18 protein-coding genes and 1 pseudogene are annotated in these 21,307 nt (G+C 71.7%); 16 read left to right on the top strand and 3 right to left on the bottom strand.

From position 1 onward, the window contains the following. The 10 genes and pseudogenes from ACFY12_RS30340 to ACFY12_RS30385 form a co-directional block, all read left to right on the top strand. Nucleotides 1-136, top strand: a pseudogene (locus ACFY12_RS30340) (ABC transporter ATP-binding protein); the annotation flags it as partial. A gap of 470 nt (nucleotides 137-606) precedes the next feature. Next, the gene (gene hpnC / locus ACFY12_RS30345; RefSeq protein ID WP_390719281.1) at nucleotides 607-1,494 is read left to right on the top strand and encodes a squalene synthase HpnC; all 888 of its coding nucleotides are present in this window, start codon (nucleotides 607-609) and stop codon (nucleotides 1,492-1,494) included. Then, on the top strand, nucleotides 1,491-2,444 hold the full coding sequence (hpnD, locus tag ACFY12_RS30350; RefSeq protein WP_390719135.1) for a presqualene diphosphate synthase HpnD: 954 nt from the start codon (nucleotides 1,491-1,493) through the stop codon (nucleotides 2,442-2,444). Before hpnC ends, hpnD begins: the two co-directional genes overlap by 4 nt. 100 nt (nucleotides 2,445-2,544) lie before the next feature. Continuing rightward, on the top strand, nucleotides 2,545-4,005 hold the full coding sequence (gene hpnE, locus ACFY12_RS30355) for a hydroxysqualene dehydroxylase HpnE (RefSeq protein WP_390719136.1): 1,461 nt from the start codon (nucleotides 2,545-2,547) through the stop codon (nucleotides 4,003-4,005). Then, nucleotides 4,002-5,123, top strand: coding sequence for a polyprenyl synthetase family protein (locus ACFY12_RS30360; RefSeq protein ID WP_390719137.1), 1,122 nt, complete (start codon nucleotides 4,002-4,004; stop codon nucleotides 5,121-5,123). Before hpnE ends, ACFY12_RS30360 begins: the two co-directional genes overlap by 4 nt. A gap of 146 nt (nucleotides 5,124-5,269) precedes the next feature. Next, nucleotides 5,270-7,285 (top strand): squalene--hopene cyclase, encoded by a 2,016-nt coding sequence (shc, locus tag ACFY12_RS30365; protein WP_390719138.1) that lies wholly within the window; start codon nucleotides 5,270-5,272, stop codon nucleotides 7,283-7,285. After that, nucleotides 7,285-7,953, top strand: a complete 669-nt coding sequence (locus ACFY12_RS30370) for a 1-hydroxy-2-methyl-2-butenyl 4-diphosphate reductase (protein WP_390719139.1) — start codon at nucleotides 7,285-7,287, stop codon at nucleotides 7,951-7,953. The genes shc and ACFY12_RS30370 overlap by 1 nt, the downstream gene beginning before the upstream one ends. 5 nt (nucleotides 7,954-7,958) lie before the next feature. Further along, nucleotides 7,959-8,984 (top strand): adenosyl-hopene transferase HpnH, encoded by a 1,026-nt coding sequence (hpnH, locus tag ACFY12_RS30375; protein ID WP_390719140.1) that lies wholly within the window; start codon nucleotides 7,959-7,961, stop codon nucleotides 8,982-8,984. Nucleotides 8,985-8,988: 4 nt separating this feature from the next. After that, the gene (dxs, locus tag ACFY12_RS30380; protein WP_390719141.1) at nucleotides 8,989-10,896 is read left to right on the top strand and encodes a 1-deoxy-D-xylulose-5-phosphate synthase; all 1,908 of its coding nucleotides are present in this window, start codon (nucleotides 8,989-8,991) and stop codon (nucleotides 10,894-10,896) included. Then, nucleotides 10,893-12,275 carry an aspartate aminotransferase family protein gene (locus ACFY12_RS30385; RefSeq protein ID WP_390719142.1) on the top strand — a complete coding sequence of 461 codons (1,383 nt, stop codon included), beginning with the start codon at nucleotides 10,893-10,895 and terminating at the stop codon, nucleotides 12,273-12,275. Before dxs ends, ACFY12_RS30385 begins: the two co-directional genes overlap by 4 nt. A gap of 47 nt (nucleotides 12,276-12,322) precedes the next feature. On the opposite strand, the gene ACFY12_RS30390 is transcribed toward ACFY12_RS30385, so the two are convergent. Then, entirely contained in the window at nucleotides 12,323-13,126 is an 804-nt protein-coding gene (locus tag ACFY12_RS30390) for a tyrosine-protein phosphatase (RefSeq protein WP_390719143.1), read from the bottom strand. A gap of 266 nt (nucleotides 13,127-13,392) precedes the next feature. Between ACFY12_RS30390 and ACFY12_RS30395 the strand changes: the two genes are divergently transcribed. Further along, on the top strand, nucleotides 13,393-14,205 hold the full coding sequence (locus tag ACFY12_RS30395) for an SGNH/GDSL hydrolase family protein (RefSeq protein WP_390719144.1): 813 nt from the start codon (nucleotides 13,393-13,395) through the stop codon (nucleotides 14,203-14,205). Between the two features lie 99 nt (nucleotides 14,206-14,304). On the opposite strand, the gene ACFY12_RS30400 is transcribed toward ACFY12_RS30395, so the two are convergent. Then, entirely contained in the window at nucleotides 14,305-14,769 is a 465-nt protein-coding gene (locus ACFY12_RS30400; RefSeq protein ID WP_390719145.1) for an ATP-binding protein, read from the bottom strand. 179 nt (nucleotides 14,770-14,948) lie between these two features. Here ACFY12_RS30400 and ACFY12_RS30405 point away from each other — a divergent pair, with 179 nt between their 5' ends. The 3 genes from ACFY12_RS30405 to ACFY12_RS30415 are packed head-to-tail and all read left to right on the top strand — an operon-like array spanning nucleotide 14,949 to nucleotide 16,961. Continuing rightward, nucleotides 14,949-15,773 (top strand): helix-turn-helix domain-containing protein, encoded by an 825-nt coding sequence (locus ACFY12_RS30405; RefSeq protein WP_390719146.1) that lies wholly within the window; start codon nucleotides 14,949-14,951, stop codon nucleotides 15,771-15,773. Nucleotides 15,774-15,780: 7 nt separating this feature from the next. Then, a complete protein-coding gene (locus ACFY12_RS30410) occupies nucleotides 15,781-16,059 on the top strand; it encodes a DUF397 domain-containing protein (RefSeq protein WP_390719147.1) in 279 nt (92 codons plus the stop codon). Then, nucleotides 16,056-16,961 carry an SAM-dependent methyltransferase gene (locus tag ACFY12_RS30415; RefSeq protein WP_390719148.1) on the top strand — a complete coding sequence of 302 codons (906 nt, stop codon included), beginning with the start codon at nucleotides 16,056-16,058 and terminating at the stop codon, nucleotides 16,959-16,961. The genes ACFY12_RS30410 and ACFY12_RS30415 overlap by 4 nt, the downstream gene beginning before the upstream one ends. Here ACFY12_RS30415 and ACFY12_RS30420 read toward each other — a convergent pair. Then, complete coding sequence (locus ACFY12_RS30420) at nucleotides 16,934-17,953, bottom strand: carbohydrate kinase family protein (protein ID WP_390719282.1); 1,020 nt, start codon at nucleotides 17,951-17,953, stop codon at nucleotides 16,934-16,936. The two genes, ACFY12_RS30415 and ACFY12_RS30420, sit on opposite strands and share 28 nt — an antisense overlap. 389 nt (nucleotides 17,954-18,342) lie before the next feature. Here ACFY12_RS30420 and ACFY12_RS30425 point away from each other — a divergent pair, with 389 nt between their 5' ends. Further along, on the top strand, nucleotides 18,343-19,749 hold the full coding sequence (locus tag ACFY12_RS30425) for an NAD(P)/FAD-dependent oxidoreductase (RefSeq protein WP_390719149.1): 1,407 nt from the start codon (nucleotides 18,343-18,345) through the stop codon (nucleotides 19,747-19,749). Between the two features lie 288 nt (nucleotides 19,750-20,037). Continuing rightward, a complete protein-coding gene (locus ACFY12_RS30430; RefSeq protein WP_390719150.1) occupies nucleotides 20,038-21,213 on the top strand; it encodes an MBL fold metallo-hydrolase in 1,176 nt (391 codons plus the stop codon). Nucleotides 21,214-21,307 lie beyond the last annotated feature (94 nt).

A 21,307-nucleotide genomic window follows, 5' to 3' on the forward strand; every position in this document is an offset into this window, starting at 1 on the left:
CTTCCTGGTCAGCCACAACAACAACTCCATCCGCGACACCTGCGACCGCGTCCTGTGGCTGGAGCGCGGCGAGCTGCGGATGGACGGCCCGACCGATGAGGTCATCAAGGAGTACGAGAAGTTCACGGGCAAGTAGTCCCGCCCGTCGGGAGGGCCTCCGCGGGTGCGGCTCGCGGGGGCCCTCGCCGGTGCGGGGACCGGCCCTCCATGGTGGCGGGACGGTCAACTCCGGCGGGTCCGGGAGCAGTTCGGCCGGAGCGGATGATGACCGGATCGTTGCCCTGGGCTTCGGTATCCCGGCGGACGCCGGTGAGCTGTACGGCGTAAGCTGTACGGGTGCCGAACAGTACAAGTGGTACAAGGCGGGCACTCTCCCCCAAAGGGGTGGCGAGGGCTCGATCAGGGTGCGTCGTCGGCTGCGGCGTGTCCGAAATAGGATCTTTTAGCTTGGCGGTGTAGAACGGGAGACGTGACGGCAATGGCTACTGGTTCGCTCCGGCACCGAAATGCGCCGGGCAGTCCCCGGTGAGCCGAGAGAACGAACGGGCGCGGGGCGCCTTCCTCCGCAGGGCGGCGGCAGGCGACGGACGGGACCAGACGCGCACCGTGCTCGATCAGGCCGCACACGAGAACTTCCCGGTCGCGCCGTTCTTCCTGCCCCGCGCCTGGCGGGCAGACCTGATGGCCGTCTACGGCTTCGCCCGGCTGGTCGACGACATCGGTGACGGCGACCTCGCGCCCGGTGGCGCCGATGCCGTCCTCCTGGGGCTCGACCGCGCACAGGCCGGAGAAGAAGCCGAGAGCGGGGCGGCCCGGCTCGCCCTGCTGGACGCCCTGGAGGCGGACCTGGCGCGCGTCTTCAGCGACCGCGCCCCCGGGCCCCGGCATCCGCTGCTGCGGCGGCTCGGCCCGACCGTCCGCCGCCGCGGGCTGACCCCCGAGCCCTTCCTCGGCCTGATCGAGGCCAACCGCCAGGACCAGCGGGTGAGCCGCTACGGCACCTACGACGACCTGCTCGCGTACTGCGAGCTGTCCGCCAACCCCGTCGGCCGGCTCGTCCTCGGCATCACCGGTGCGTCGAGCCCCGAGCGGATCCGCCGCTCCGACGCCGTCTGCACCGCCCTGCAGATCATCGAACACCTCCAGGACGTGGCCGAGGACCTCGCGCGCGACCGCATCTACCTCCCCGCCGAGGACATGAAGCGCTTCGGTGTCAGCGAAGCCGATCTGGCCGCGCCGAGCGGGGGCGCATCGGTGCGTGCGTTGATCGCGTACGAGGCGGAACGCGCCCGTGAGCTGCTGAATGAAGGCACTCCGCTGGTGGGTAGCGTCCACGGCAGACTCAAGCTGCTGCTGGCCGGCTTCGTGGCCGGTGGACGCGCCGCACTCCAGGCGGTCACGGCCGCCGGATACGACGTCCTCCCTGGACCGCCCAAGCCGACCAAGATCAGCCTGCTGCGCGAGGTGGCGGCGACACTGCGAAGAGAGGGGTGAGCCGGACCGTGGAGGCCACCGCACACGCGTCCGCGCCGGTGCTCGCTGCGTACCGCTACTGCGAGGCCGTCACCGGGCAGCAGGCACGGAACTTCGCCTACGGCATCCGGCTGCTGCCGACCGACAAGCGACAGGCCATGTCGGCGCTCTACGCCTTCTCCCGCCGGGTCGACGACATCGGCGACGGCACTCTGGACCCCGCCGCCAAACAACAGCGCCTGGAGGACACGCGGACGCTGCTGACCCGTATCAAGGACGGCCGGATCGACGAGGACGACACCGACCCGGTGGCCGTCGCACTCACCGACGCGGCCGGACGCTTCCCCATCCCGCTGGACGCGCTGGACGAGCTCATCGACGGCGTCCTCGCGGACGTACGCGGCGAGACCTATGAGACCTGGGACGACCTCAAGGTCTACTGCCGCTGTGTCGCCGGAGCCATCGGCCGGCTCTCGCTGGGGGTGTTCGGCACCGTCCCGGGCGCACCGGACGCCGACCGCGCCCCCGAGTACGCCGACACCCTCGGCCTCGCCCTCCAACTCACCAATATCCTCAGGGACGTTCGCGAGGACGCCCGCAACGGCCGCACCTACCTCCCCGCCGAGGACCTCGCCAAGTTCGGCTGCTCGGCAGGCTTCGACCGGCGCGTCCCGCCGCCCGGCGCGGACTTCGCCGGTCTGGTGCACCACGAGGTGAAACGTGCCCGCGCGCTCTTCGCCGAGGGCTTCCAGCTGCTGCCGATGCTCGACCGGCGCAGCGGTGCCTGCGTTGCCGCGATGGCCGGCATCTACCACCGCCTGCTCAGCCGGATCGCCGCCGACCCCGAGGCGGTACTGCGCGGCCGGGTCTCGCTGCCCGGCCGGGAGAAGGCCTTCGTGGCGGTGCGCGGGCTGTCCGGCCTCGACGCCCGGGCGATCGGCCGCCGGCAGGCCGTCAGGAGGCGCGGATGATGCGCCGGGCCACCCACGGCAGCGGTGACCCCACGTCGGCGCGGCGGGCAACCCTCCCCTGGACGGCTGCGTCCATGAAGGCGGTACAGGGGGAGATCACATGACATCGGATGCCACCACGGCGGTGGTCGTGGGCGGCGGCCTGGCGGGCACGACCGCGGCGCTCGCGCTGGCCGACGCCGGGCTGCGGGTCACCCTTCTCGAGGGCCGGCCCCGCCTCGGCGGACTGGTCTTCTCCTTCCGTCGCGACTTCGCCGGCGGCGAGCTGAGCGTCGACAACGGCCAGCACGTCTACCTGCGCTGCTGCACCGCCTACCAGGCGCTGCTGGAGCGGATCGGCGGCGCCCACCTGGTGCCGTTGCAGGACCGGATGGACGTACCGGTCCTGGACCCGGGGGACGGTTCCCGGTCCCGGACGGGCTCCGCGGGGCGGATGCGGCTCGGACGGCTGCGCCGCACCGCACTGCCCGTCCCGCTGCACCTCGCCGCCGGCCTCGCCCGCTACCCGCACCTGTCACCGGCCGAGCGGGCCGGCGTGGTGCGCGCCACGCTCGCGCTCAAGGGCCTCGACCCGGCCGACCCGGAGCTGGACGGCATCGACTTCGGCAGCTGGCTGCGCCGCCACGGACAGTCGGCCCGCGCCGTCGAGGCGCTGTGGGACCTGGTCGGTGTCGCCACCCTCAACGCCCGGGCCGCCGACGCCTCGCTGGGCCTGGCCGCCAAGGTCTTCAAGACCGGGCTGCTGTCGGCCCCGGGCGCGGCCGACATCGGCTGGTCCCGGGTCCCGCTCGGCGACGTCCACGACACCCTCGCCCGGACGGCGCTGGAGAAGGCCGGAGTGCGGATCGCCCTGCGCACCCGCGCCACCGCCGTCGACCGTACCGGCGACGGCTGGCAGGTGTCGGTGGCGAACGGCCCGCACGGCGGTGAGCGGCTCACCGCGGACACCGTCGTCCTCGCCGTACCGCAGCGCGAGACGCACGGCCTGCTGCCCGACGGGGCGCTGCCCGCGAAGGACCGGCTGCTGGACATCGGCACCGCGCCGATCCTCAACCTCCATGTTCTCTACGACCGCACGGTGCTGCGCCGCCCCTTCTTCGCCGCGGTCGGCTCCCCGGTGCAGTGGGTCTTCGACCGCACGCATGCCTCCGGACTGCCCGGCCTTGCCAAGGAGTTCGGGCCGCCCGGCGGGAGCGGCTGCCAGTACCTGGCGGTCTCGCAGTCCGCCGCGCAGGAAGAGATCGACGAGCCGGTCGCCAAGCTCCGGGCCCGCTACCTGCCCGAGCTGGAGCGGCTGCTGCCCGCCGCCCGGGGCGCCAGGATCCTCGACTTCTTCGTCACCCGCGAGCGCACCGCCACTTTCGCGCCCGCCCCGGGCGTCGGCAGGCTCCGCCCCGCCGCCCGCACCCGAGCCCCCGGCCTCTTCCTGGCCGGCGCGTGGACCGCCACCGGGTGGCCCGCGACGATGGAAAGCGCTGTCCGCAGCGGCACCGCCGCCGCTCGCGAGGCACTCACCCAACTCGGCTTTCCCCCAGGCCGGTTGCCTCAGGAGGCGGCATGACGACGCGTACCAGCGCACCCACGAGCACGAGCACCGGAAACAGAGGAGAAACCGTGAATCCGGCTTCCCCAGCTATCGACACCACGAGCGTCACCGCGCTGCTGGAGCGTGGGCGGACACTCGCCACGCCCGTGCTGCGTGCCGCCGTCGACCGGCTCGCCGCTCCGATGGACACCGTCGCCGCCTACCACTTCGGCTGGATCGACGCCGACGGCAATCCCACCGCGGGCGACGGCGGCAAGGCGGTCCGGCCCGCTCTCGCCCTGCTGTCGGCCGAGGTCGCCGGCGCGGCCCCCGAGGCGGGCATCCCCGGCGCGGTCGCCGTCGAGCTGGTGCACAACTTCTCGCTGCTGCATGACGACCTGATGGACGGAGACGAGCAGCGCCGGCACCGCGACACGGTGTGGAAGGTGCACGGCCCCGCCCAGGCCATCCTCGTCGGCGATGCGCTGTTCGCCCTCGCCAACGAGATACTGCTGGAGCTCGGCACCGTCGACGCCGGCCGCGCCACCCGCCGGCTCACCCTGGCCACCCGCAAGCTGATCGACGGCCAGGCGCAGGACATCTCCTACGAGCACCGCGAGCGGGTCACCGTCGAGGAGTGCCTGGAGATGGAGGGCAACAAGACCGGCGCGCTGCTGGCCTGCGCGGTCTCCATCGGCGCGGTGCTCGGCGGCGCCGACGACCGTACCGCCGACACCCTCGAGAAGTACGGCTACCACCTCGGCCTCGCCTTCCAGGCGGTCGACGACCTGCTCGGCATCTGGGGCGACCCGGAGGCCACCGGCAAGCAGACCTGGAGCGATCTGCGCCAGCGCAAGAAGTCGCTGCCGGTCGTCGCCGCGCTGGCCGCCGGGGGCCCCGCCTCCGAGCGGCTGGCCGGAATCCTGGCCGCCGACGCCAAGAAGAGCGAGACCGAGATCGCCGACTTCACGGAGGAGGAATTCGCCTCCCGCGCGGCGTTGATCGAAGAGGCCGGCGGCCGGGAGTGGACCTCCCAGGAGGCCCGCCGGCAGCACGCCACCGCCATCGCCGCGCTGGACGAGATCGAGATGCCGGAGCAGGTCCGCGCACAGCTCGTCGCCCTCGCGGACTTCGTCGTCGTACGAGAGAGATGATCACCATCGACACCGCATAAGAAGAGATCGCAGTCGCCGGTCGGTGCCCGGGGGTACCACCCACGCCTTGAGGGCAGTGGGGGAGGGCACCGGCCGACGGAATCCCTGAGCTGAGCACTGATCCGTTCACCGCAGAAGGGGAAGCCATGACAGCGACGACCGACGGAAGCACCGGGAAGCTGCCGCCCCGGGAACCCTCGGCCAGCGATGCCACCGAGACAGCTGAATCCTCCGCACCCACGCGGACCGCCGCACCGCGCGACACGGCGGACGCCGCCCGCCGCGCGGCCGCACGCGCCACCGAATATCTGCTCTCCGTGCAGGACCCGGCCGGATGGTGGAAGGGCGACCTCGAGACCAACGTCACGATGGACGCCGAAGACCTGATGCTCCGCCAGTTCCTGGGAATCCAGGACCCCGAGCTCACCGAGGCCGCCGCCCGCTACATCCGGAGCCGGCAGCGTACGGACGGCACCTGGGCCACCTTCCACGACGGGCCCGGCGAACTCTCCACCACCGTCGAGGGCTATGTCGCCCTCCGTCTCGCCGGGGACGGACCCGACGCCCCGCATATGGCCAAGTCCTCGGCCTGGATCCGCGAACAGGGCGGCATCGCCGCCTCCCGGGTGTTCACCCGCATCTGGCTGGCCCTCTTCGGCTGGTGGAAATGGGAGGACCTGCCCGAACTGCCGCCGGAACTCCTCTACTTCCCCAAGTGGTTCCCGCTCAACATCTACGACTTCGGGTGCTGGGCCCGGCAGACCATCGTGCCGTTGACCGTCGTCTCGGCCCAACGCCCCGTCCGCCCGGCGCCGTTCGCCCTCGACGAGCTGCACACCGACCCCCGGCACCCGAACCCGTCGCGCCCACTCGCCCCCGTCACCACCTGGGACGGCGTCTTCCAGCGCCTCGACCAGGCGCTGCACCTCTACCGCAAGGTCGCCCCGCGCAGGCTGCGCGGCGCCGCGATGCGCTCCGCCGCCCGCTGGATCATCGAACGGCAGGAGAACGACGGCTGCTGGGGCGGCATCCAGCCCCCCGCCGTGTACTCCGTGATCGCCCTGCACCTCCTCGGTTACGACCTCGACCACCCCGTGCTGCGGACCGGCCTGGAATCGCTGGACCGGTTCGCGGTATGGCGTGAGGACGGTGCCAGGATGATCGAGGCCTGCCAGTCCCCGGTCTGGGACACCTGCCTGGCCACCATCGCGCTCGCCGACGCCGGACTGCCCGCGGACCACCCGCAGCTGGTGAAGGCCGCCGACTGGATGCTCGCCGAGCAGATCGACCGGCCCGGCGACTGGAGCGTACGGCGCCCCCGACTCCCCTCCGGCGGCTGGGCGTTCGAGTTCCACAACGACAACTACCCGGACATCGACGACACCGCCGAGGTGGTGCTCGCGCTGCGCCGGGTCGCCCACCCCGACCCGCGGCGGGTCCAGGCCGCGGTGGACCGCGCGGCGCGCTGGACCGCCGGGATGCAGTCCCGGAACGGTGCCTGGGGCGCCTTCGACGTCGACAACACCAGCCCGCTGCCCGACCGGCTGCCGTTCTGCGACTTCGGCGAGGTCATCGACCCGCCCTCGGCGGATGTCACCGCGCATGTCGTGGAGATGCTCGCCGATGTCGGCCGTACCCACGATCCCCGGACCCGCCGGGGCATCGCCTGGCTGCTGGCCGAACAGGAGTCCGACGGTTCCTGGTTCGGCCGCTGGGGAACCAACTACGTCTACGGCACCGGCTCGGTGCTCCCCGCACTCGCCGCGGCCGGTGTCCCCGGCTCGCACCCGGCTGTCCGCCGGGCCGTGTGCTGGCTGGAGCGGGTGCAGAACGACGACGGCGGATGGGGCGAGGACCAGCGCTCGTACCAGGACAAGGAGCGGTGGGCCGGACGCGGCACGTCCACCGCTTCGCAGACCGCCTGGGCGCTGATGGCGCTGCTCGCGGCCGGTGAGCGGGAGAGCGAGGCGGTACGGCGCGGGGTGCGCTGGCTGACCGGCACCCAGCGCGAGGACGGCTCCTGGGACGAGCCTCAGTTCACCGGCACCGGCTTCCCCTGGGACTTCTGTATCAACTACCACCTCTACCGCCAGGTCTTCCCCCTGACGGCCCTGGGCCGCTACCTCCATGGGGGACCGGCCGGTGCGCCGGTGGGGGCCTGATGCCGAGACGGCCCCCGCCGGACGCGGCCCCGCCGCTGCTGGTCGCCTGTGCGCTCGGCATCGAACGGTTCGCACTGCGCGGCGGTGACCACGGGGGAGCGGCGGAGGCCGGCTGTCCGGAGCTGGTGGTGCTCCGTACGGGCATGGGCCCGCAGGCGGCCGAACGCGCCCTCACCGCGGCGCTGAGCCGGGGCTCGGCCACCGAATGGTCCCCCGTCATCGCCAGCGGCTTCTGCGCCGGCCTGGCCCCCGGCATGCGCCCGGGGGACGTGGTCGTCGCCGAGGCCACCCGCGATCACCGGCCGGGCGTACCGGACGTGCCCTGCCGCGACAACGCGCCGCTGTTCGAGGCTCTCCGGCGGCGCGGCCGGACCGTGCACAGCGGTCTGCTGCGCGGCGCCGACCACGTCGTACGCGGCGCCGAGCGGGAGCGGCTGCATGCCTCCGGCGCGATCGCGGCGGACATGGAGTCCGCGGCCACGCTGGGGGCGGCCCGGCGCACCGGCGGCCGTCCGGTTGCGGCCGTCCGGGTGGTCGTGGACGCTCCAGAACATGAGCTGGTACGCATCGGCACCGTACGCGGTGGAATATCAGCCTTCACAGTGCTGCGCTCCATGCTCCCCGTTTTCTATGAATGGCACCGTTCTTTGCTGCTCCCCAGGAGGTGAGCCAGATGGCCATGCCGCTCCGTCAGTCCATCCGGGTCGGTACCTATCTCTTTGAACAGAAGATGATCCGCAGACGCGAGAAATTCCCGCTCATCGTCGAGCTGGAACCGCTCTTCGCCTGCAATCTGAAGTGCGAGGGCTGCGGGAAGATCCAGCACCCCGCGGGTGTGCTGAAACAGCGGATGCCGGTGGCGCAGGCGGTCGGGGCGGTGCTGGAGTCCGGCGCGCCGATGGTGTCCATCGCCGGCGGTGAGCCGCTGATGCACCCGCAGGTCGACGAGATCGTACGGCAGCTGGTGGCCCGGCGGAAATATGTGTTCCTGTGCACCAACGCCATGTTGCTGCGCAAGAAGATGGACGAATTCAGACCCTCGCCGTATTTCGCGTTCGCGGTGCACATCGACGGGATGCGGGAGCGGCACGATGAATCCGTTGCGAAGGAAGGCGTATTCGACGAGGCGGTGGCGGCCATCAAAGAAGCCCAGCGGCGCGGCTTCCGGGTCACCACCAACTCCACCTTCTTCAACACCGACACTCCGCAGACCGTCATCGAGGTGCTCAATTTCCTCAACGACGACCTGAAGGTCGACGAAATGATGCTGTCGCCCGCCTACGCCTACGAGAAGGCCCCCGACCAGGAGCACTTCCTGGGCGTCGAGCAGACCCGGGAGCTGTTCAGGAAGGCCTTCGCCGGCGGCAACCGGCGCCGCTGGCGGCTCAACCACAGCCCGCTCTTCCTGGACTTCCTCGAAGGCAAGGCGGACTTCCCCTGCACGGCCTGGGCGATCCCCAACTACTCGCTGTTCGGCTGGCAACGCCCCTGCTACCTGATGAGCGACGGCTATGTGCCGACGTACCGCGAGCTCATCGAGGAGACCGACTGGGACAAGTACGGCCGCGGCAAGGACCCGCGCTGCGCCAACTGCATGGCGCACTGCGGCTACGAGCCCACCGCCGTCCTCGCCACCATGGGTTCCCTCAAGGAATCCCTCCGGGCGGCCAAGGAGACCATCGCGGCGAACCGCGGTTGACCCGATGAACACGACGCTGCTGGCACACATCCGGGAACCGCGCGACCTCAAGGCGCTCCCCTCGGCCCGCCTGCCCGAACTCGCCGAGGAGATCCGGGACTTCCTCATCCGGGCCGTCGCCCGCACCGGCGGTCACCTGGGCCCCAACCTCGGCGTGGTCGAGCTGACCCTCGCCCTGCACCGGGTCTTCGACTCGCCCGCCGACCGGATCCTGTGGGACACCGGCCACCAGTCCTACGTCCACAAACTCCTGACCGGGCGGCAGGACTTCTCGAAGCTGCGGGCCAAGGGCGGACTGTCCGGCTACCCCGCACGGGCCGAGTCCGCGCACGACGTCATCGAGAACAGCCATGCCTCGACCGTGCTGGGCTGGGCCGACGGCCTCGCCAAGGCCCATCAGCTGCTCGGCAGGGACGACCGGGTGGTCGCCGTCATCGGCGACGGTGCGCTGACCGGCGGGATGGCCTGGGAGGCCCTCAACAACATCGCCGCCGCCAAGGACCGCCCGCTGATCATCGTCGTCAACGACAACGCGCGCTCGTACGCGCCGACCATCGGCGGCCTGGCCCACCACCTCACCGCTCTCCGCGTCACCGACGGCTACGAGAAGTTCCTCGCCTGGGGAAGGGACGTGCTCCAGCGCACCCCGGTCGTCGGTCAGCCGCTCTACGACTCGCTGCACGGCGCCAAGAAGGGCTTCAAGGATGTCATCGCACCCCAGGGCATGTTCGAGGACCTGGGTCTGAAGTACCTCGGGCCGATCGACGGCCATGACGTCGCGGCGGTCGAATCGGCGCTGCGCCGCGCGGCGGGCTTCCACGGACCGGTGCTGGTGCACTGCCTCACCGAGAAGGGCCGCGGCTGTCCGCCCGCTCTGGAGGACGAGGCGGACCACTTCCACAGCGTCGGCGTGATGGACCCGCTGACCTGCGCACCCGTCGCCCCGCCCGGTGCGCCGTCGTGGACCTCCGTCTTCGGCGACGAGCTCGTCAAGCTGGGCCGGGAACGCGACGACATCGTGGCGATCACTGGCGCGATGCTGCGGCCGGTCGGCCTGGAGAGGTTCGCCCAGGCCTTCCCGGACCGGGTGTACGACGTCGGCATCGCCGAGCAGCACGCGGCCGTCTCGGCGGCGGGCCTGGCCACCGGTGGCCTGCACCCGGTCGTCGCCGTCTACGCCACCTTCCTCAACCGCGCCTTCGACCAGGTCCTGATGGACGTGGCGCTGCACCGGTGCGGTGTCACCTTCGTCCTGGACCGGGCCGGTGTCACCGGCACCGACGGCGCCTCGCACAACGGCGTGTGGGACCTGTCGCTGCTCCAGATCGTCCCCGGCCTGCGGATCGCCGCCCCGCGCGACGCCGACCAGCTCCGCGCCCAGCTGCGGGAAGCCGCCGACGTGGCCGACGCCCCGACCGTGCTCCGCTTCCCCAAGGAGCCGGTGGACGATCCGATCCCGGCCCTGGACCGGATCGGCGGCGTCGATGTCCTGTACCAGGCGACGCACCCGGACGTCCTGCTGATCGCGGTCGGCGTGATGGCCCCGGTCTGTCTGCGGGCCGCCGAACTGCTCGCCGCGCGCGGCGTCGACGCCACCGTCATCGATCCGCGCTGGGTCAAACCCGTCGACGAGGCCATCACCCGGCTCGCCGCACAGCACGTCATGGTGGCCGTGGTCGAGGACAACAGCCGTACCGGAGGCGTCGGCTGGGCGGTCGGACAGGCGCTGCGGGACGCGGAAGTGGACGTTCCGCTGCGCACCTTCGGGATCCCCGAGCGGTTTCTGCCGCACGCCAGGCGCGGTGAGCTGCTGGCCGACCTCGGCCTCACCCCCGACGGGATCGCCGGCCGGATCAGCGCCGCACTGGCCCGCAAGGAGGCCGCGCCGACCGGCGAGGGGAGCGCCCCATGAGCGGATTCGATCTGACCGAGCTGCTTGCCGAACGCGGCGCCGAGCGGTACGACCTGCACAGCCGGTACCTCAACCACCAGCTCCCGCGGATGCTGCACACCATCGGCTTCGACAAGGTCTACGAGCGGGCCGAGGGCGCCTACTTCTGGGACCGTGAGGGCCACGACTACCTGGACATGCTCGCCGGGTTCGGGGTGATGGGCCTCGGCCGGCACCATCCCGTCGTCCGGCAGGCGCTGCACGACGTCCTGGACGCCCAGCTGCCCGACCTCACCCGCTTCGACTGCCCGCCACTGCCCGGACTGCTCGCCGAGCGGCTGCTGGGCCACGCCCCCCATCTCGACCGGGTCTTCTTCGGCAACAGCGGCACCGAAGCCGTCGAGACCGCCCTGAAGTTCGCCCGCTACGCCACCGGCCGGCCGCGCGTCCTCTACTGCACCCACGCCTTCCACGGTCTGACCACCGGCTCGCTCTCCGTCAACGGCGAGGACGGCTTCCGGGACGGCTTCGCCCCGCTGCTGCCCGACACCGCGGTCGAGATGGGCGACCTCGAGGCACTGGAACGCGAAGTGCGGCGCGGCGACGTCGCGGCGTTCGTCGTCGAGCCCATCCAGGGGAAGGGCGTCCACCCCACCCCGCCCGGATTCCTGCGCGCCGCACAGGAGGTACTGCACCGGCACAAGGCGCTGCTGATCGCCGACGAGGTGCAGACCGGCCTCGGCCGCACCGGAGACTTCTTCGCCTACCAGCACGAGGACGGCGTCGAACCGGACCTGGTCTGTGTCGCCAAGGCGCTCTCCGGCGGCTACGTCCCGGTCGGCGCCACCCTCGGCAAGGACTGGATCTTCAAGAAGGTCTACTCGTCGATGGACCGGGTCCTGGTCCACTCCGCCAGTTTCGGCGCCAACGCCCAGGCGATGGCGGCCGGCCTCGCCGTGCTTGCGGTGATGGCGGACGAGGAGATCGTCGCCAACGCCCGGCACACCGGCGAGCTGCTGCGCTCCCGGCTCGCCGGGCTGGTCGACCGGTACGAGCTGCTGCACGACGTCCGGGGCCGCGGCCTGATGATCGGCATCGAATTCGGCCGCCCCGCGTCCCTGCGCCTGCGCGGCCGCTGGACGATGCTCCAGGCGGCCCGTAAGGGACTCTTCGCCCAGATGGTCGTGGTCCCGCTGCTCCAGCGGCACCGCATCCTCACCCAGGTCTCCGGAGATCACCTGGAGGTCATCAAGCTGATCCCGCCGCTGATCATCGGCGAGCGGGAAGTGGACCGTTTCATGACGGCGTTCACGGCCGTCATGGACGACGCCCACAACGGCGGTGGCCTGATGTGGCACTTCGGGCGGACCCTGGCCAAGCAAGCGCTGAGCGTGCGTTAGGGCCTGTGCCGGGCATGGCTCCGGCACAGGCCCAGGAGCCGGAGAGGTCAGACCAGGAAGCGGTCGCGGAGGCGCTCGCGGGTGGCGGGGGCCAGCTTCAGCCCGTCGGCGAGGTAGCTCTCCGTCGAGCCCCAGGTCCGCTCGATGGCGTCGTAGGCCGCCGCGAGGTAGTCGGCATGCGCCCCGAACAGGGGAGCCAGCAGCTCCATGACCTCCGGCGACATCCCGACCGCGGAGCTGTCGGAGCGGCGGAGCTTGTAGCGGTGGTGCGGGTCGTTGGACTTGAGGTAGTCCACCTCGATGGCGTCCCGTTCCACGCCGAGTGCCAGGAGGGTCACGGCGACGGAGAGGCCCGCCCGGTCCTTGCCGGCCGCGCAGTGCATCAGTGCCGGGACGCTGTCCTCGGCGAGTTCATGGAGCACCCGGCTGTGGTCCTCGGTGCGGGTGGTGATGATGTGGCGGTAGGTGTCGGTCATCCGGCCCGCGGCCTTGCCGTCGCCGAGCGCGAGGCGCAGCTCGTCCAGTTCGCCGTCGCGCACCATCGCCCAGAACTCCGCGCCGTCGGCCGGGTCGGTGAGCGGAATGTTCACATGGCGCACACCGGGGAGCGTGATGTCGGGGCCTTCCAGCCTGATGTCCGCGTCGTTACGGAAGTCGAAGATGGTGTGCAGCCCCAGGCCGGCCAGGAACGCCGCGTCCTCCTCCGTGGCATGGGCGAGGTGCCCGCTGCGGAACAGCAGACCGTCCCGTACACGACGCCCGTCCACGGTCGGCAGTCCGCCCACATCGCGGAAGTTGCGGACCTCCGCGAGTTCGGGATGGTCCTGCGGGACCTGCGGCGTCTGCGTCACGGGCGCTCCTTGATATCGGCGAGGTCGGCCGCCGACGCTGCTCGTCGGCGGGGCGGGGCACGTTCCGACGATACGACATGGCTGCAAGGGACATTCGGGTCGTGGCGGAGGCGCGTGGAAGCGTGGCGCGGCGCCCGGGGGGGGCGATGCCGCGATCGGGCTTTATTCCGGCTTGGGAAGAATTTGACCTGGTGGCATTAATCACCCCCCGTCAACCCCTGGTTACGGTGGCGTAGGTCACTTCTCAAGGGGAAGTATGTCCTGACGTGGCAGACGATTCGAAGAACATCAGCAACGGCACCTGGAGTGGCGCTCCGGGGGCCATCGGGTCGTACGCAGCCGTCGGGGACAGCTTTACGGAGGGGGTCGGGGATCCCGGCCCTGACGGGGTGTACATCGGTTGGGCGGACCGGCTCGCGGTCCTGCTCTCGGACCAGCGGTCGGAGGGCGAGTTCCGCTACGCCAACCTCGCCGTCAGGGGACGGCTTCTGGACCAGATCGTCGAGGAACAGGTGCCGCGGGCCAAGGAGCTCGCACCTGAGCTGGTGACGTTCTGCGCCGGCGGCAATGACATCCTGCGGCCGGGCTCCGACCCGGACGCGGTCGCCGAGCGCTACGAGGCCGCGGTGGCCGATCTCCGCCGGACGGTCGGCACGGTGCTGCTCTGCACGGGATTCGACACCCGCGACATCCCCGTGCTCAAGCACCTGCGCGGCAAGATCGCGACGTACACGGCCCATGTCCGGGCCATCGCGGACCGGCACGACTGCCCGGTCCTGGACCTGTGGTCGCTGAAGTCGGTGCAGGACCGGCGGGCCTGGAGCGAGGACCGGCTGCATCTGTCGGCCGACGGGCACACCCGGGTGGCGCTGCGCGCGGCTCAGGTGCTCGGGCTGCGGGTACCGGCCGATCCGGACCAGCCGTGGCCCCCGGAGGCGGAGCGGTCGGCCGCCGAGACGCGGCGGGACCACATCCACTGGGCCCGGGAGCACCTCGTACCGTGGATCGGGCGTCGGTTGCGCGGCGAGTCCTCCGGTGACCACGTCGAGCCCAAGCGGCCCGATCTGCTGCCGCTGTAACATCGCAGCACCGCCCACGGGCCCTGCCGCGGCCCACGGGGCGAAGCGGGCACCCGGCATGACTGAGGCCCCGGTTCCGTCGACGGCGGAACCGGGGCCTCAGTGCGCCGCGCCACCGGTGTACGGCAGATCCGCCCAGACGACCCGGCCCTGACCGCCGTCGGCGGGCCGCGAACCCCAGCCGGCGGACAGCGCGCCGACGAGGAACAGTCCCCGTCCGCACTCCGTGTCCGGACTGCTGGGCTGGACATGGAGGGTGGCGACGCCCGGCCCGCCCTGATCCATGACCTCTATGCGGATATGTGCTCCGGCGAGGGTGAGTTCACAGCTGACCTTGTCGCTGTCGGTGTGCCGTACCGCATTGGTGAAGAGCTCGGAGACCACCAACTCCACATCGTCGCGGACCTGTTGATCCGCGCCCCACTCGGACAGCAGCGCGCTGACGCGTCTGCGCGCCTCGGAGACGGACGTGCGCCGCGCCGGCAAGTGGAACGCGTCCTGTGAGTACTGGGCGACGATGCCGCCACAGCGCTTTAACGAAGAAGCGTTGTTGGAGGAAGCCACGGCGCAACTATGTGCGATGTTGGTCACCGATGGCAAGGATCACTCTGTAATTTGCAGAATCGTAAGAGCAGTCTGTTCGTTTTTGGTGACGGCATGACACACTGCTGATCACTGAAGTCAGTTGGAGGCGATCGGACGTGGCGGATCCACGGTCGGCGGGAGCACCGACCGTCCTGAGGATGGTGCTCGGCAAGCGGCTGCTGGAGCTGCGCGCGAGGGCGGGGCTCTCCTTCGAGCAGGCCGCGGCGGCACTCGATGTGACCCATGCCACGATACGGCGGATGGAGAAGGCCGAGGTCGGCCTCAAACTCCCCTATGTCGAGAAGCTGCTGGCCACCTACGGGGTCACGGACGAGGAGGAGGTCGAGGGCTTCCTCTCCCTCGCCCGTGAGGCCAACAAGCCGGGATGGTGGCACCGCTTCCGGGACGTCCTCCCCGAGTGGTTCAGCGCCTTCGTCAGCCTGGAGGGCGAGGCCGCCCTCATCCGGGCCTATCAGCCGCACTACGTCCCGGGGCTGCTGCAGACCGAGGACTACGCCACCGCCGTGCTCCGGGCCGGTATGCCGCACGCCTCGGCGGCCGACATCGACCGGATCGTCGCGCTGCGCATGGAGCGGCAGTCCCTGCTGACCCGAGACGACCCGCCGATGCTGTGGGTGGTCATGGACGAGACCGTCCTACGGCGCCCGATCGGCGGGCCCAAGGTGATGCGCGACCAGATCACCCGGCTCATGGAGGCCACCGCGCTGCCGAACGTCCGGCTGCAGATCATGCCCTTCGCCGCGGGTCCGCACCCCGCCATGTACGGACCTTTCCACATCTTCCGCTTTCCGATGCCGGAACTCCCCGACATCGCCTACGCGGAGAGCCTCGTCGGAGCCGTGTACTTCGACCAGCGCAACGACGTCTCGCAGTACCTGGAGGCCCTGGACCGGATGTGTGCGCAGGCCGCGCCGGCACACGCCACCGAGGCCGTTCTGGGTGGCTTTCGCAAGGAGATCTGAACCCCCCATGGATCGCATACGCATCTACAACGGCATGCCCGCCAAGGAGCTGGGAAGTGAGGGCTGGCACAAACCGTGGAGCGGCGGAAACGGTGGTGAGTGCGTCGAGGCCATGCGGCTGCGGGACGGCCGGATCGCGCTCCGCCAGTCGACCGACCCCGACGGCCCGGCGCTGATCTACACCCATCGCGAAATGGCGAGCTTCATCGAGGGCGCGAAGGCCGGCCACGCCGACTTCCTGCTCGCCGCGGTCCCCGGCCGGTGCGCCGAGCGGAGCACGGCATGACCGGCCAGGACTTCTCCGCACCAGCACCGGACCGGCCGGCCCCCGGGTTCGGTCCCTACGCCCCGGGCCCCGAGCACTCCGGCTTCTCCGCCGAGCAGATCGACACCAGCCGGCCGCATCCGGCCCGGATGTACGACTACTACCTCGGCGGCCGGGACAACTACGAGGTCGACCGGGCGGCCGCGGAGCGGGTGATCGAGGTCCACCCCCAGGTACGGCTCAGCGCCCGCGCCAACCGGGCCTTCCTGCGGCGGGCGGTGCGGGAACTGACCGCCGGCGGCATCCGCCAGATCCTCGACGTCGGCACCGGCATCCCGACCTCCCCCAACACCCATGAGGTGGCGCGCGAGACCGCCCCCGACACCCGCGTGGTCTACGTCGACAACGACCCGATCGTCGCCACCCACGCCGGCGCCCGCCTCCTCGACACCGACCGCACCGGGTTCGCGCTCGCGGATCTTCGCGACCCCGGGGCGATCCTGGATCACCCCACCGTCCGCGACCTGATCGACTTCTCGCAGCCGGTGGCGCTGCTGCTGGTCGCCGTACTCCACTTCATCAGCGACGACGAGGACCCGGCCGCCCTCGTCGCCACCCTCGCCGACGCACTCCCCGCGGGCAGCCATCTCGTCCTGTCCCATGCGACCGACGAGCCGTACGAGGCATACGAGGGCGGCCGCGTCGACCAGACGGCGCGGGCCGGCGTGGTGGACGTCTACAAGAGCGCCACCGCGCCCCTCAACCTTCGTACCAAGGCCGGCATCGAGCCGCTCTTCGGCCCGTTCACCCTGCTGGACCCGGGCGTCGTCCGCGTACCGCTGTGGCGCCCGGACGGCCCGGTGCCCGGCCCTCAGGAGCTCAACCACACCATTTTCTACGCCGGAGTGGGCCGCAAGGGCTGATCCTGGTCCGGAGCGGCATCCGCATCCGGCGCGGCATCCTCCGCCGGCGGGTCGGCGGGGGCACCGGCCGGGTGATCGGCGGACGGATCGGCAGCCGGGGGAGCGGCCGGGGGATCGGTGAGTACCCCCCGGAGGTCGTCCGGCCCGACGAGGGAGGTGTGGGTGCCCGCAGCGGTGCAGGCGTGCGCCCCCGCGACCGCGGCCAGGCGCGCGCAGTCCTCGAAGGGCCGGCCGGCCAGCCGGCCGTAGAGGAAGCCGCTGGTGAAGGCGTCGCCCGCGCCGTTGGTGTCCACGACGGGGCCGGGCGGCGCCGCGGCGGGTACCAGCCGCGGGGTGCGGTCGTCGGGAGTGAGGAGGTAGGCGCCGCCCGCACCGGCGGTGGCCACCACCGCCTCCGCACGGCCGTTGCGGAGGATGTCCCGCATGACCGAGCCGATCCGTTCGCCCGCCCCGGCGGTGCTCAGGAACACCAGATGCGAGCGGAGCGCGAAGTCGCGGTGATGCTCCGTCAGGCCGTCCCAGTCGTGCAGGTCGGTGGAGACGGGAATACCGAGCGCTTCGATGTCGTCGTAGAGGAAGCGGGCGAAGTGCGTGATCGACAGGTGTACGTGCCGGGCCCGGCCGAGGAGAGGGAGGTAGTGCTCGGGCGGCATCCGTAGGTCGTGCGGGTCGCGGGCGTCGTGGAAGGACATCCGCCGGCCGTCGGCCGCGACGAGATTGACCGCCCGTCGGGTGCCGTGCGGTGAGGTCAGCGGGCGGAAGTCGACGCCGGTGCCGGCCAGTCGCTCGCGGACCAGGCTGCCTGGGTGGTCGTCGCCGATAAAGTCCACGAGGCCGGTGGCCAGCCCGAGTGCGGCGCAGCCCAGGGCGACACCGGTTCCGGTGTGCCCGGCGCCTTCGCGGATGGGCTGGACCGGGAGGGAATCGGCGAGCGGTACGGGCAGCGCGCCGACCGGCACGGTGATGTCCACACCCGTCCCGCCGACGACCAGTACGTCATAAGCGGCCTGCGCGCCCGGTGCGGCATACGGCTCGGAAACCTGCTGGAATGTCACAAGCGTCCTTGAATCCTGGCTGGTGAGAAGAGTCCCCTGCTGGTGAGAGCGTGGGCGGACGACGGACGTCCGCTGCCGGGAGTCTAGACCCAGGTGCGCATCACACCGGGATGTCAGGGACCGGGGTGGCAGCGCCCGGCCGAGCGGGCACGGGCCGGCGGGCCTGCCGACCGCGCGGAACGCGCCGCGCGCACCGACTCCCTTGGCGGAAGGGGCCGTTGACACGGTATCGGCGGCGCTGGAGGGTGAGCTCCGGAAGCGGTCACGGAGCACGTGAGCGGTCCGTCCGGTGGCCGGAGGGGCCCCACGGGGGAAGCGAGGTAGGGATGGCAGAGCACTCCAATGGCGGGCGCACCGCGATAGTGCTCGGCGGCGGACTCGCCGGGATGCTGGCCGTCACCGCCCTGGTGGGCCACGTCGACGCGATCACGGTCGTCGAGCGCGACCGGTATCCGCAGGGCCGGGCCTTCCGCAAGGGCGTCCCGCAGGCCCGCCATCTGCATGTCCTCCTCACCGGAGGCCAGCGCGCGCTGGACGAACTGCTGCCCGGCACGCTCACCGCGCTCACCGACGCGGGCGCGCGCAGCCTGTGCCTGCCGCGCGATCTGCTCACCCGTATGGCCACCGGATGGCAGCGCCGCTTCCACGAGCCGCGCCACACCACCCTCAGCATCACCCGCCCGGTCCTGGACGCGGTGGTACGCGAGCGCGCGCTGGCAGCGGCCGCGGGCTCGCCCACCCGGGTCGACGTCCTGGAGGCCACCGAGGCCATCGGCCTGACCGGAGACGCCGACCGGGTGACCGGGGTACGGGTCCGGTCGCGGGGCGGCGCCCCGGGTGGGCGGGCCGTACAGGAGCTGTCGGCGGACCTGGTGGTGGACGCCTCGGGCCGTGGCTCCCGCGCTCCCCAGTGGTACGCCGAACTGGGCCGCAGCGCACCAGGGGAGGAGACCGTGGACGCGGGGCTCGCCTACGCCACCCGGATGTACCGCCCCAAGGACCCGGCCACCGCCCCCGACGTCGGCATCAACATCCCGGGCTGGGCGGACAGCCCGCGCGGCGCGGTCTACGTACCGGTCGAGGACGGCAACTGGCTGCTGACCATGTCCGGGGTGCGCGGAGACCATCCGCCCACGGACGAGGCGGGGTTCACCGCCTTCAGCGCCACTGTCGGCGACCCGTACATCCATGAGCTGCTGGCGCAGGCCGAGCCGCTCTCACCGGTGCACGGCTTCCGTGACACCTGCAACCGCCGCCGGCACTACGAGCGCCCCGGTGCCCTGCCCGAGGGGTTCCTCGTCCTGGGGGACGCCGCCTGCACCTTCAACCCCGTGTACGGCCAGGGGATGTCGGTCGCCGCGATCAGCGCGCTGGCGGTACGCCGGACGCTCGCGGCCGGAGGCGGACTGCGTCCCGGGATCGCCGCCGAGGCGCAGCGTGCGGTGGCCCGTGCCGCGAAGCCCGCCTGGGTCACCGCGGTCGGCGCGGACCGGCCGTACGTCCGCCCCGAGGACGGCAGGGCGAGCCTCGGCGAGCGGCTCAGCACGCGCTACCTCGAACGGTTCCTCGTCCGCGCCGCCATCGACCCGGTCGTCGGCGCGGCCTTCCGCGACGTCTTCTGCCTCACCGCCCCGTCCGCTCGGCTCCTCGCCCCACGCATCCTGCTGCGCACGCTCTTCCTGCCCCGCCGCCCCGCCCATCCCACTCCGCCGCTGACCGTCGAGACGGTGTAAGGGGGTACTCGCAGCCGGGGGCGGTGGCGCTCGTGGTGCGGTGCGGTGGCGTTCGCGGTGCGGTGCGGTGGCGTTCGCCGTGCCGGTCCGGCAGGGCACCCCTCCGGCATGGCGCACCGTCAGCCCGGAATGCTCCGGCCGGTCGCGTGGTTGTCGTCCGCGGGTGATGGTGGTGACGTCCGGGTGTTGTGGTGCGGAGAGACCGCACGGCGCCGCCCGGCCGGCGCGCCGGAACCCACCGCTCCCGCGGCCCGTTCACTGTGCGACCGCCCCGACCATGGAGGTGCTGTGACCGCTTCCCCATCCCGCCGTACCGGCCTGTCCGCGCTGCGCCCCGCGAGCTTCGGCGCCGAGCCCACGGGGGAACGACTGGCCAGGATGCGCCGATCGCCGCAGTTCGTGGACGGGCAGTTCCGCAATCCGGTGCCGACGCGGCAGCTGCTGCGCGGCTCCGCGCTGCCGATGGCCCGTACCCAGCTCAGCCGCGAGGGACGGTTGCGCCGGGCGCCGGTCGGCCGGATTCCGGTGCACCGTCCGACCGCGGAGGACTGGGGCCGCCCGCCCGCCTCCGGGCTGCGGCTCACCTGGATGGGCCATGCGAGCGTGCTGGCCGAGATCGACGGGCGGCGGGTGCTCTTCGACCCCGTCTGGGGTGAGCGCTGTTCGCCGTTCACCTGGGCCGGACCCAAGCGGATGCACCCGGTGCCCGTCGGGCTGGACGAGCTCGGCCGGGTCGACGCGGTGGTGATCTCGCACGACCACTACGACCATCTCGACATGCCGACGGTCCAGGGCCTGATCCGCACCGGTGCGGCCTTCGTCGTCCCGCTGGGGATCGGCGCCGACCTGGAGTTCTGGGGCGTACCCGCGGAGCAGATCACCGAACTCGACTGGCACGAGTCCACCCGGCTCGGCGGGCTGACCCTCACCGCCACCCCTGCGCAGCACTTCTGCGGCAGGGGACTGCGCGGTCCGCAGCACACCCTGTGGGCCTCCTGGGTGGTCGCCGGACCCGACCACCGCCTCTACCACAGCGGTGACACCGGCTACTTCCCCGGATTCGCCGAGATCGGCGCGGCGCACGGCCCGTTCGACGCGACGATGATCCAGATCGGTGCGTACTCGGACTTCTGGCCGGATGTGCACATGACCCCGGCCCAGGGGGTCCAGTCCCACCTCGACCTCCAGCGGGGAGCACCCGGCGGCGTGCTGCTGCCCATCCATTGGGGCACCTTCAACCTCGCCCCGCACCCGTGGGCCGAGCCCGCGGACTGGACCGCGTCCGCCTCCCTGAAGGCCGGTGTGGCCTCCGTCCACCCCCGGCCCGGTGAGCCCTTCGAGCCTGCCGATCCGCCGGCCGTCCACCCGTGGTGGCGGGAGATCGCGGTACCGCCGGTCCAGGGCTGGCCGGCCTGGCCGGTCTTGCAAGGGGCTGAAAGGGTGGCTACCGTTACTCACGGTTGATAGGATGTGTACGAAGAGTAGTCGCACTTCGGTGGCCGGCTGTGCGCACTGGTTCGCGAGCGCCCCTGTGAGGTGCCCGAAGTCCGTGAGGGGG

The organism is Streptomyces sp. NPDC001339 (assembly GCF_042895955.1).
In the GTDB taxonomy this organism is placed as follows: Bacteria; Actinomycetota; Actinomycetes; order Streptomycetales; family Streptomycetaceae; genus Streptomyces.

Coding starts and splice junctions, on each gene's coding strand:
- hpnE (WP_390719136.1), top strand. CDS start 2,545: ATGACATCGGATGCCACCACGGCGGTGGTCGTGGGCGGCGGCCTGGCG.
- ACFY12_RS30360 (WP_390719137.1), top strand. CDS start 4,002: ATGACGACGCGTACCAGCGCACCCACGAGCACGAGCACCGGAAACAGA.
- shc (WP_390719138.1), top strand. CDS start 5,270: ATGACAGCGACGACCGACGGAAGCACCGGGAAGCTGCCGCCCCGGGAA.
- ACFY12_RS30370 (WP_390719139.1), top strand. CDS start 7,285: ATGCCGAGACGGCCCCCGCCGGACGCGGCCCCGCCGCTGCTGGTCGCC.
- hpnH (WP_390719140.1), top strand. CDS start 7,959: ATGGCCATGCCGCTCCGTCAGTCCATCCGGGTCGGTACCTATCTCTTT.
- dxs (WP_390719141.1), top strand. CDS start 8,989: ATGAACACGACGCTGCTGGCACACATCCGGGAACCGCGCGACCTCAAG.
- ACFY12_RS30385 (WP_390719142.1), top strand. CDS start 10,893: ATGAGCGGATTCGATCTGACCGAGCTGCTTGCCGAACGCGGCGCCGAG.
- ACFY12_RS30405 (WP_390719146.1), top strand. CDS start 14,949: ATGGTGCTCGGCAAGCGGCTGCTGGAGCTGCGCGCGAGGGCGGGGCTC.
- ACFY12_RS30410 (WP_390719147.1), top strand. CDS start 15,781: ATGGATCGCATACGCATCTACAACGGCATGCCCGCCAAGGAGCTGGGA.
- ACFY12_RS30415 (WP_390719148.1), top strand. CDS start 16,056: ATGACCGGCCAGGACTTCTCCGCACCAGCACCGGACCGGCCGGCCCCC.
- ACFY12_RS30425 (WP_390719149.1), top strand. CDS start 18,343: ATGGCAGAGCACTCCAATGGCGGGCGCACCGCGATAGTGCTCGGCGGC.